This window comes from Streptomyces sp. WELS2 (assembly GCF_013870595.1).
In the GTDB taxonomy this organism is placed as follows: domain Bacteria; phylum Actinomycetota; class Actinomycetes; order Streptomycetales; family Streptomycetaceae; genus Streptomyces.
Genome location: NZ_JACBWZ010000161.1, coordinates 1 through 10361 on the forward strand (window position 1 = coordinate 1; position 10361 = coordinate 10361).

Sequence of the window (10361 nt, forward strand, 5' to 3'; positions counted from 1 at the left end):
TCCGCGAGCGCCTTCGGGAAGTTCCGGCGGGTGGACGCCGTGGCGCTGCTCAAACGCGACCCCCAGGTCTCCCCCGCGGTCAAACGCGAGCTGAAGCCGTGCGACGGCGACGACTACCAGGTGGACGTCTCGTACGGCGATCTCACCGACGCCCCGGTGGACGATGTCGTCATCAACGTGATGACCTGCGCGGACTGGGTCGGCATCGGCTCGTACGTGTACCGGGACGACAACGGCGTGTTCAAGAACGTCTTCAAGAGCGAGGAGTCCCCGGTCTACGCGGAGATCGATCGCGGCACCCTGTCGGTGACCAGGCAGTATTACGAGCAGGACGACCCGATCTCCAGTCCTTCCGGGGACGTCGTGACCCCCTACACCTGGAAGGCCGGGCGGTTCGTCCCGGGCAAGCCCACCCGCAACGAGTACGGCAAGTCCGCCGACGGGTCCCCACGGCCCGTGCCGAGCACCTGATCCCCCACACGCACACCACGAGGACTGAGAGCACCGGGATGGCAGACCAGACCCACGTCCTGTTCGTCGAGGACGACGACGTCATCCGCGAGGCCACCCAGCTCGCCCTGGAGCGGGACGGCTTCGCGGTCACCGCGATGCCCGACGGCCTGTCGGGCCTGGAGGCGTTCCGGGCGAACCGTCCCGACATCGCCCTGCTGGACGTCATGGTGCCGGGCCTGGACGGGGTCAGCCTGTGCCGGCGGATCCGCGACGAGTCCACCGTGCCGGTGATCATGCTGTCGGCGCGCGCCGACTCCATCGACGTCGTCCTCGGCCTGGAGGCGGGCGCCGACGACTATGTGACCAAGCCGTTCGACGGTGCCGTGCTGGTCGCCCGGATCCGCGCGGTGCTGCGCCGTTTCGGGCACGCCGGCGGGGAGCGGGCGCAGGAGTCCGGGGCCTCGGTCGCCGGCACGCTGACCTTCGGGGACCTGGAGATCGACACCGACGGCATGGAGGTGCGGCGGGCCGGACGGCCGGTGGGGCTCACCCCGACCGAGATGCGGCTGCTGCTGGAGTTCTCCTCCGCGCCGGGCACCGTGCTCTCCCGCGACAAGCTGCTGGAGCGGGTGTGGGACTACGGCTGGGGCGGGGACACCCGGGTCGTGGACGTGCACGTGCAGCGGCTGCGGCAGAAGATCGGCCAGGACCGGATCGAGACGGTCCGCGGCTTCGGCTACAAGCTGAAGGCCTGAGCGGGGCGCCATGCGGGGGATCCTGCGGAACCCGGTCCGGCGCATGGAGCGCGCGGGACTGCGCACGGGGCTCAGATGGAAGCTGAGCGCGGCGATCGCGCTGGTGGCCGGTCTGGTGGCGGTCGTGCTCAGCCTGGTCGTGCACAACGCGGCCCGGGTCTCGATGCTGGACAACGCGCGCGAGCTGGCCAACGACCGCCTGGTGCTGGCCCAGCGCAACTACGAACTGAACCGGGGACCGGTCTTCCCCTACGTCAAGGTGGACGACCCCGAGCTGCCGGACGCGCTGCGCGAGAGCGTCGGGCGCAGCCGACGGGCCAGTGACGTCTCCCGGCACGGCGAGGACCCGGACATCTGGGCCGCCGTGCCGGTCAAGGGCGGCCATGTGCTGTCCGTGCACATGCACCTGCCCGACCGCAGCATCGACATGCTCAGGGACCTGGACCAGGCCCTGGTCATCGGCTCGGTCGCGGTGGTGCTCGGCGGCAGCGCGCTCGGTGTGCTGATCGGCGGCCAGCTGTCGCGCCGGCTGCGGAAGGCCGCGGCGGCGGCGAACCGGGTCGCCAACGGCGAGACCGATGTGCGGGTGCGGGAGGCCATCGGCGGAGTCGTACGGGACGAGACCGACGATCTGGCGCGCGCGGTGGACGCCATGGCGGACGCGCTGCGGCAGCGCCTGGAGGCCGAGCGGCGGGTCACGGCCGACATCGCGCACGAGCTGCGCACCCCGGTGACCGGACTGCTGACGGCGGCCGAGCTGCTGCCGCCCGGCCGGCCCACGGAGCTGGTGCTGGACCGGGCCAAGGCGATGCGCACGCTGGTCGAGGACGTGCTGGAGGTGGCCCGGCTGGACAGCGCCTCGGAACGGGCCGAACTCCAGGACATCATGCTGGGCGAGTTCGTGGCCCGCCGGGTCGCGGCCAAGGACCCGGAGGCCACCGTACGGGTGGTGCACGAGTCGGAGGTCACCACCGATCCCCGGCGGCTGGAGCGGGTGCTGTTCAATCTGCTCGCCAACGCCGCGCGGCACGGCCGGCCGCCGATCGAGGTCACCGTGGAGGGCCGGGTCATCCGGGTCCGCGACCACGGGCCCGGCTTCCCCGAGGAGCTGCTGGCCGAGGGGCCGAGCCGGTTCCGCACCGGCAGCGTGGACCGCGCCGGGCAGGGCCACGGGCTGGGCCTGACCATCGCCGCCGGCCAGGCCCGGGTGCTCGGCGCCCGGCTGACCTTCCGCAACATACGCCCCGTCGGCACGCCCGCCGGTCAGCCCGCGGAGGGCGCGGTGGCCGTCCTGTGGCTGCCGGAACACGCTCCGACCAACACGGGCAGCTATCCGGTGCTGCCGGTGTCCGGGGCGGGTTAGAGCCGGGAGGCCGCGTTCGCGCGGTACCGCGGGGACGGCGCCCCCGGGTCCGCGGTCACCCGAAGTCCTTGGAGAAGTCCAGCTCCGCGCTGCGGCCGACAGCCCCTCCGAGACGGCCGAAGGCCCCGGTGGCGGACACGCACCGGGGCCTTCGGGACTTGGGGGGCCTCGGAGACCGGGGGCCTCGGAGACCGGGGGCGGCTCAGGCGGATACGCGGCGCGCGCCCGCCGGAGCCGTCCGGGCCGGGAGGATCAGACGGCCTCGGCCATCGGCTGCGGTGCCGCGTCGGCGCCCTCGCCGGCCGCCTTCGGACCGCCCCTCAGCGGCACCTCCTTGACGAACAGGGCGGCGATCAGCACCGGCACCGCGACCACGGCGCCGAGCAGGAACGCGGAGTGCGTTCCCGAGGACACCGCGTGCTGGTAGGCCTCGCGGGCCGCCGCCGGCAGCTTGGCCAGGCTGTCCGCGTCCAGCTGCGCCGACTTCGCGGTGATCTTCGCGCCGACCGTGCCGGCCCGTTCGGCCATGATGTCCTGGACGCGGTGGTTGAACAGCGCGCCCATGATGGCGACGCCGAAGGAGGAGCCGAGCGTGCGGAACAGGGTGGCCGAGGAGGAGGCCACGCCCATGTCCTTCATCTGCACGCTGTTCTGCGCGACCAGCATGGTGATCTGCATCAGGCAGCCCATGCCCGCGCCGACCACGGCCATGTAGACGCCGGAGGTGAGCCGGGTCGTGCCGGTGTCCATCGTGGACAGCAGGTACAGGCCGATGATCATCAGGACGCCGCCGGCGATCGGGAACATCTTGTACCGGCCGCTGCCGGTGGTGATCCGTCCCGCGATCATCGAGGTCACCAGCATCGCGCCGAGCATCGGCAGGAGCAGCAGACCGGAGTTGGTCGCGGACGCGCCCTGCACGGCCTGCTGGTACAGCGGCAGGAAGAGCGTGGCGCCGAACATCACGAAGCCGGTGATGAAGCCGATGACGGCCATCAGGGTGAAGTTGCGGCTCTTGAAGATGTGCAGCGGCAGCACCGGCTCGGCGGCCTTGGTCTGCCAGAACACGAACCCGATCAGCGCGGCCACGCCGATGCCGGTCAGCTCCATGATCCGCGCGGAGGTCCAGGCGTACTCGGTGCCGCCCCAGGTGGTGACCAGCACGATCGCGGTGATGCCGACGGTCAGCAGGACGACGCCCAGGTAGTCGATGCCCGCCTTGGACCGCTTCTTCGGCAGCTGGAGCACGACGGTGACCAGCGCGAGGGCGACGGCGCCCAGCGGCAGGTTGATGTAGAAGGCCCAGCGCCAGCCCCAGTTGTCGGTGATGGTGCCGCCGACCAGCGGACCGCCGATCATCGCCAGCGCCATGACGCCGGCCATCATGCCCTGGTACTTGCCGCGCTCCCGGGGCGGCACCAGGTCGCCGATGATCGCCATGACGCCGACCATGAGACCGCCGGCACCGAGCCCCTGCACGGCCCGGAACCCGATCAGCTGGCCCATGTCCTGGGCCATGCCGCTCAGCGCCGAGCCGATGAGGAAGATCACGATGGAGCCCAGGAAGGCTCCCTTGCGCCCGTACATGTCGCCGACCTTGCCCCAGACCGGCGTGGAGGCCGCGGTGGCCAGGGTGTAACCGGTGACGACCCAGGACAGGTGCTCCAGCCCGCCCAGGTCGCCCACGATCGTGGGCATCGCCGTGCCGACGATCATGTTGTCGAGCATCGCGAGCATCATCGCGATCATGAGCGCGAGCAGTACCACCCGCACGCTTCGGGGGCGTTTGCCCGCTATGCCTTCTACTGTGTCCGCCATCGTCTTCCCGTTCCCCCCGGGGCGGAACTTACTTGCCGCCCGGCTAGTTCTCAGTACACTGGGACGGTAAAGGCATTACTAGCCGGGCGTCAAGTAAGTTTCCGTGGGGGCCCGAGGAGTACGAGGATGGGCGGCACCATGGACGGCACCAAGCAGCAGCGCCGCGGCAACACGCGCCAGCGCATCCAGGACGTGGCCCTCGAACTCTTCGCGGAACAGGGCTACGAGAAGACCTCCCTGCGGGAGATCGCCGAGCGTCTCGACGTCACCAAGGCGGCGTTGTACTACCACTTCAAAACGAAGGAAGAGATCATCGTCAGCCTCTTCGAGGACCTGACGAAGCCGATCGAGGACCTGATCGAGTGGGGCGGACGGCAGCCGGGCACCCTGGAGACCAAAGAGGAGATCATCCGCCGCTACAGCGAGGCGCTCGCGGGCGCGGAACCGCTCTTCCGTTTCATGCAGGAGAACCAGGCGACGGTCCGTGAACTGCGCATCGGGGACACCTTCAAGGACCGGATGCGCATGCTGCGGGACATCCTCATCAATCCCGAGGCGGAGCTGGTGGACCAGGTCCGCTCGGTCAGCGCGATGTTCACGCTGCACGCCGGGATGTTCGTGATGCAGGACGTCGAAGGCGACTCCGAGAAGAGGCGCGAGGCCGTTCTCGAAGTCGCCTTGGACATGATCCGGCAGGCGCACGAACACGCCCGCCGCAAGGGCTAGGGTCTGCCGTTCGGATCAGGCCGCGGGGCATCGGCGGCGCCGTGCCCCGCGTCTGCGGCGTGAGCCTGACGACAGGCCCTCGGTCAGACCGTCACGCCGTGGGCGCGCAGGAACGCGACCGGGTTGACGGCGGAGCCGTAGTTCGGGGTGGTGCGGATCTCGAAGTGCAGGTGGGGGCCGGTGGAGTTGCCGGTGGAGCCGGACAGCGCGATGTGCTGGCCGGTCCGCACGACCTGGCCGATCCGCACGTCGATGCGGGACAGGTGCGCGTACTGCGAGTAGGTGCCGTCGCCGTGCTTGACGACGATGGCGTTGCCGTACGCCGGACCGTCGCCGGCACCGTTGGGGCCGGCCTTGACGACGGTGCCGCCGTGCGCGGCGACGACCTCGGTGCCGGTCGGCACGGCGAAGTCCTGGCCGCTGTGCTTGGCGACCCAGTGGCTGCCGGCCTGCATGTAGCCGGCGGAGAGCGTGTACTGCTTCACCGGGTCGACCCAGGACGCGGCGGACGCGGTGGCGGCGCTCGCGACCCCGGAGCCCAGCACGGCCGTGGCGCCGAAACCGGCGGCCAGGACGGCCACGCGGGTGCGGAGCGAGGACGTACGGGCGGAGCGGGACGTGAAGCGTCGGAACATCGTGACCTCGTGAATTCGGGGACTGGTCGGCCACCCGGTGCGCGGACGTCCACGAGGACATCCACCGAAGCGGCCATTACTTGGTAACCGACCACCCCGAAGCCTGACAAAGGGCCTGTCTACGGCGGTGAGTAGTAGATGCCCTGAAAAACGGGCAATTCCCCACACTCCCCCCGCTCGGCGGGCACCACCCCTGACATCGGCCTTTCCCTGACCGCAGCCATGACTTCCGCGTTGAAAGTCCGTTTTATCCACCTATTTCAATCCACCAGGTGCCTTAGTAGGTGACTTACGTCCTGTGCGGCACATCACCGGCCGGATAAACCGGCGAACGCGGAATTGTGACGCAGACCTCTATCCCCCTACCGTCCGGTAACCCTACGGTTCCTCACGCGCCACCCTCGGCTCAGATCATGCCCCTGACATTCAGGACGCGTACGGACGCGCGTACGGACGTGAGAGGACCCCCACCGATGACCAGACACCCCTGGGCGCGCCGCAGTACCGCGACCGCCGTCTCCGTGGCCGCGCTGGCCGCCCTCGCCGTGCAGACCGCCCCGGCCGTACAGGCGGCGGACGGCACGGCGGACGCCCCGGCCCGCTCCACGGCCGCCACCGCCACCGCCGCGAAGGTCGACTACGCCACCTGGCAGAAGGACTGTCAGGCGGTCATGGACCAGGCCCTGCCGTACCTGAAGCAGCGCATCGCCGCCGCCCGGCCCGGCGAGAAGCAGGCGATCGTCTTCGACATCGACAACACCACGCTGGAGACCGACTTCGGCTTCAGCTACCCCCAGCCCGCCAACCGGCCCGTCCTGGACGCCGCCCGCTACGCCCAGGAGCACGGCGTCTCCCTCTTCTTCGTCACCGCCCGCCCCGGCGTCCTGTACTGGCCCACCGAGTACAACCTCGAACACGACGGCTACGAGGTCTCCGGCCTGTACGTCCGCGGCCTGACCGACCTCTTCAAGGACGTCGCCGCCTACAAGACCGCCCAGCGCGCCGGCATCGAGAACGACGGCTACACGATCATCGCCAACATCGGCAACAACACCACGGACCTCTCCGGCGGCCACGCCGAGAGGACCTTCAAACTGCCCGACTACGGCGGTCAGTTGTCGTAGCCCGCAGGGGAGCATCCGCCGGGGCGTGGGCGTACCGTCCCGGACGAACTGTCCTCTCCGGCCGTTCCTCCCGCACCCGGAGACGACCCTGGAACAACGCTGAAGGGGCCGGTGCCCAAAGGCACCGGCCCCTTCGGAGCGGTCGAACCGCCGGAGGCTTACGCGTCCTTGCTCAGGTTGGGACCGGCCCCACCCGCGGCCTGCTCGATCGGCGGGACGTCCGGCAGGGCCGACTTCTCCTCACCGCGGAAGGTGAAGGTGGCGGTGTCGCCCTCGCCCTCGGTGTCCACGACCACGATGTGACCGGGACGCAGCTCGCCGAAGAGGATCTTCTCCGAGAGCGTGTCCTCGATCTCGCGCTGGATCGTGCGGCGCAGCGGCCGGGCGCCCAGCACCGGGTCGTAACCCTTCTTGGACAGCAGCTCCTTGGCGGACTGGGACAGCTCGATGCCCATGTCCCGGTCCTTCAGGCGCTCGTCCACCTTGCTGATCATCAGGTCGACGATCCGCAGGATGTCCTCCTGCGTCAGCTGCGGGAAGACCACCACGTCGTCCACGCGGTTGAGGAACTCGGGGCGGAAGTGCTGCTTCAGCTCGTCCGACACCTTGTTCTTCATGCGCTCGTAGTTGGTCTTCGTGTCACCCGCGGCGGCGAAGCCGAGGTTGAAGCCCTTGGAGATGTCCCGGGTGCCGAGGTTGGTCGTCATGATGATGACCGTGTTCTTGAAGTCCACGACCCGGCCCTGGGAGTCGGTCAGGCGACCGTCCTCCAGGATCTGCAGCAGCGAGTTGAAGATGTCCGGGTGGGCCTTCTCGACCTCGTCGAACAGGACGACCGAGAACGGCTTGCGGCGGACCTTCTCCGTCAGCTGGCCGCCCTCCTCGTAGCCCACGTAGCCGGGGGGCGAACCGAAGAGGCGGGAGACCGTGTGCTTCTCGCTGAACTCCGACATGTCGAGGGAGATCAGCGCGTCCTCGTCACCGAAGAGGAACTCGGCGAGCGCCTTGGACAGCTCGGTCTTACCGACACCGGAGGGGCCGGCGAAGATGAACGAACCACCCGGACGCTTCGGGTCCTTCAGGCCGGCGCGCGTACGGCGGATCGCCTTCGACAGCGCCTTGACGGCGTCGTTCTGGCCGATGACCCGCTTGTGCAGCTCCTCCTCCATGCGAAGCAGGCGGCTGGACTCCTCCTCGGTCAGCTTGAAGACCGGGATGCCGGTGGCCGTGGCGAGGACCTCGGCGATCAGCTCGCCGTCGACCTCGGCGACGACGTCCATGTCGCCGGCCTTCCACTCCTTCTCCCGCTTCGCCTTGGCGGCCAGGAGCTGCTTCTCCTTGTCGCGCAGGGAGGCGGCCTTCTCGAAGTCCTGCGAGTCGATCGCGGACTCCTTGTCCCGGCGGACGGCGGCGATCTTCTCGTCGAACTCGCGCAGGTCCGGCGGAGCGGTCATCCGGCGGATGCGCATCCGGGAGCCGGCCTCGTCGATCAGGTCGATCGCCTTGTCCGGCAGGAAGCGGTCCGAGATGTAGCGGTCGGCCAGGGTGGCCGCCTGGACCAGGGCCTCGTCGGTGATGGAGACGCGGTGGTGCGCCTCGTACCGGTCGCGCAGGCCCTTGAGGATCTCGATCGTGTGCGGCAGGGACGGCTCGGCGACCTGGATGGGCTGGAAGCGGCGCTCCAGGGCCGCGTCCTTCTCCAGGTGCTTGCGGTACTCGTCCAGCGTGGTCGCACCGATGGTCTGGAGCTCGCCGCGGGCCAGCATCGGCTTCAGGATGCTCGCCGCGTCGATGGCGCCCTCGGCGGCACCCGCACCGACCAGCGTGTGCAGCTCGTCGATGAACAGGATGATGTCGCCGCGGGTGCGGATCTCCTTGAGGACCTTCTTCAGGCGCTCCTCGAAGTCACCCCGGTAGCGGGAGCCGGCGACCAGGGCGCCGAGGTCCAGCGTGTAGAGGTGCTTGTCCTTGAGCGTCTCGGGCACCTCGCCCTTGACGATGGCCTGGGCGAGGCCCTCGACGACGGCGGTCTTGCCGACGCCGGGCTCACCGATGAGGACGGGGTTGTTCTTCGTACGGCGGGACAGCACCTGCATGACCCGCTCGATCTCCTTCTCGCGCCCGATGACCGGGTCGAGCTTGGACTCACGAGCGGCCTGGGTGAGGTTCCGGCCGAACTGGTCCAGGACGAGAGAGGTCGAGGGGGTGCCCTCGGCCGGGCCGCCCGCGGTGGCGGTCTCCTTGCCCTGGTAACCGGAGAGCAGCTGGATGACCTGCTGCCGCACCCGGTTGAGGTCTGCACCCAGCTTGACCAGGACCTGGGCGGCGACGCCCTCGCCCTCACGGATCAGGCCGAGCAGGATGTGCTCCGTGCCGATGTAGTTGTGGCCCAGCTGAAGGGCCTCGCGGAGCGACAGCTCCAGGACCTTCTTGGCACGGGGGGTGAAGGGAATGTGGCCGGACGGGGCCTGCTGGCCCTGACCGATGATCTCCTCCACCTGCTGGCGGACCGCCTCAAGCGAAATGCCGAGGCTCTCCAGGGCCTTAGCGGCGACACCTTCGCCCTCGTGGATGAGACCCAGGAGGATGTGCTCGGTGCCGATGTAGTTGTGGTTGAGCATCCGGGCTTCTTCCTGAGCCAGGACGACAACCCGCCGCGCGCGGTCGGTGAACCTCTCGAACATCGTTAATCGCTCCTCAGAGCGGTCAGGCAGTGGGGGGAACTTCCCCTCCCTGTCCTTCCGCAGCTTAGTCCCGCAAGCGGGGACCGCTCATTCCAACTGCCGACACCGTCGATGGCCTCCTGACCGTGTGCGCCGACATCTGCTCCAACCCGATGGTGCGAGACGATGTTCCCGCAGGCCAGGCAGTTACCCCACTCGCCAGTACGCCGTTGGCGAACGTGAGACGGCCTGTTCTGCGTGTCGCCCCCTCCCACTAGGGATGTCTTACCCGCACGGACTGACACTCCATGCCGCGCGCACCGGTTCCCTCCGCTATGGGCGAACAACCTTGCGTCTCCCCGGACCCCCGCACGCCCCCGCCCCCGACACTCTGCGAATCCGTCGGGGCACCCAGCGTAACCCGGATGCCACTGCGGCGGTTGCACTTGGCATGGCTGGCCCGGTCCCCGTGACACCCACGATCCCCCTCCCCCGCCGGCCCGTCGTCCCGGACGAACCGGTGGCCGGCGGTCCCGCCGCCGACCCCGCCCCGGACGCCGGGGCCCGGCACTGGTACGAGGACGAACTGGGCTGGCCGACTCTGCCCGGACGGCCGCTGCGGCTGGTCACGGGGGTGCGGTTCGACGTGCTGGAGGTGCCGGCCGAGGCGGGCGCGCGAGCGCTCCGGCATCTCGCGCCGGGCTCCCCGGTGATCCTCCGGGGCGACCGCATGGAGCTGCTGGTGGCCCCGGGCGGCGCGGAGGAAAGTCGACGCTCACCGTCTGGGAGGACTTCCGCTGCCCGGCCTGCCAGGCCTTCGAGAC

The 10361-nt window shown here is 69.6% G+C and carries 8 protein-coding genes and 1 pseudogene; 6 read left to right on the forward strand and 3 right to left on the reverse strand.

Annotated features, from left to right (window positions below; genetic code table 11):
- The 3 genes from H5J33_RS12760 to cseC form a co-directional block, all read left to right on the forward strand.
- On the forward strand, nt 1-471 hold a 471-nt coding region (locus tag H5J33_RS12760; RefSeq protein WP_181795022.1), incomplete at its 5' end, for a hypothetical protein.
- Nucleotides 472-509: 38 nt separating this feature from the next.
- Nucleotides 510-1208, forward strand: coding sequence for a two-component system response regulator CseB (cseB, locus tag H5J33_RS12765; RefSeq protein WP_181795023.1), 699 nt, complete (start codon nt 510-512; stop codon nt 1206-1208).
- Between the two features lie 10 nt (nt 1209-1218).
- Complete coding sequence (gene cseC / locus H5J33_RS12770) at nt 1219-2571, forward strand: two-component system sensor histidine kinase CseC (RefSeq protein ID WP_181795024.1); 1353 nt, start codon at nt 1219-1221, stop codon at nt 2569-2571.
- Nucleotides 2572-2823: 252 nt separating this feature from the next.
- Here cseC and H5J33_RS12775 read toward each other — a convergent pair whose 3' ends face one another.
- Nucleotides 2824-4389, reverse strand: a complete 1566-nt coding sequence (locus tag H5J33_RS12775; protein WP_181795025.1) for an MDR family MFS transporter — start codon at nt 4387-4389, stop codon at nt 2824-2826.
- Between the two features lie 126 nt (nt 4390-4515).
- Between H5J33_RS12775 and H5J33_RS12780 the strand changes: the two genes are divergently transcribed.
- Nucleotides 4516-5115: a TetR/AcrR family transcriptional regulator gene (locus H5J33_RS12780; protein WP_181795026.1), complete on the forward strand. Its 600-nt coding sequence runs from the start codon at nt 4516-4518 to the stop codon at nt 5113-5115.
- Between the two features lie 83 nt (nt 5116-5198).
- Here the strand turns inward: H5J33_RS12780 and H5J33_RS12785 are convergent, their stop codons facing one another.
- The gene (locus H5J33_RS12785; protein ID WP_181795027.1) at nt 5199-5750 is read right to left on the reverse strand and encodes a M23 family metallopeptidase; all 552 of its coding nucleotides are present in this window, start codon (nt 5748-5750) and stop codon (nt 5199-5201) included.
- A 473-nt stretch (nt 5751-6223) separates the two neighbouring features.
- Between H5J33_RS12785 and H5J33_RS12790 the strand changes: the two genes are divergently transcribed.
- The gene (locus H5J33_RS12790; RefSeq protein WP_181795028.1) at nt 6224-6874 is read left to right on the forward strand and encodes an HAD family acid phosphatase; all 651 of its coding nucleotides are present in this window, start codon (nt 6224-6226) and stop codon (nt 6872-6874) included.
- 158 nt (nt 6875-7032) lie between these two features.
- On the opposite strand, the gene H5J33_RS12795 is transcribed toward H5J33_RS12790, so the two are convergent.
- Nucleotides 7033-9558 (reverse strand): ATP-dependent Clp protease ATP-binding subunit, encoded by a 2526-nt coding sequence (locus tag H5J33_RS12795; RefSeq protein ID WP_181795029.1) that lies wholly within the window; start codon nt 9556-9558, stop codon nt 7033-7035.
- A 430-nt stretch (nt 9559-9988) separates the two neighbouring features.
- Here H5J33_RS12795 and H5J33_RS12800 point away from each other — a divergent pair.
- Nucleotides 9989-10361, forward strand: a pseudogene (locus H5J33_RS12800) (hypothetical protein); the annotation flags it as partial.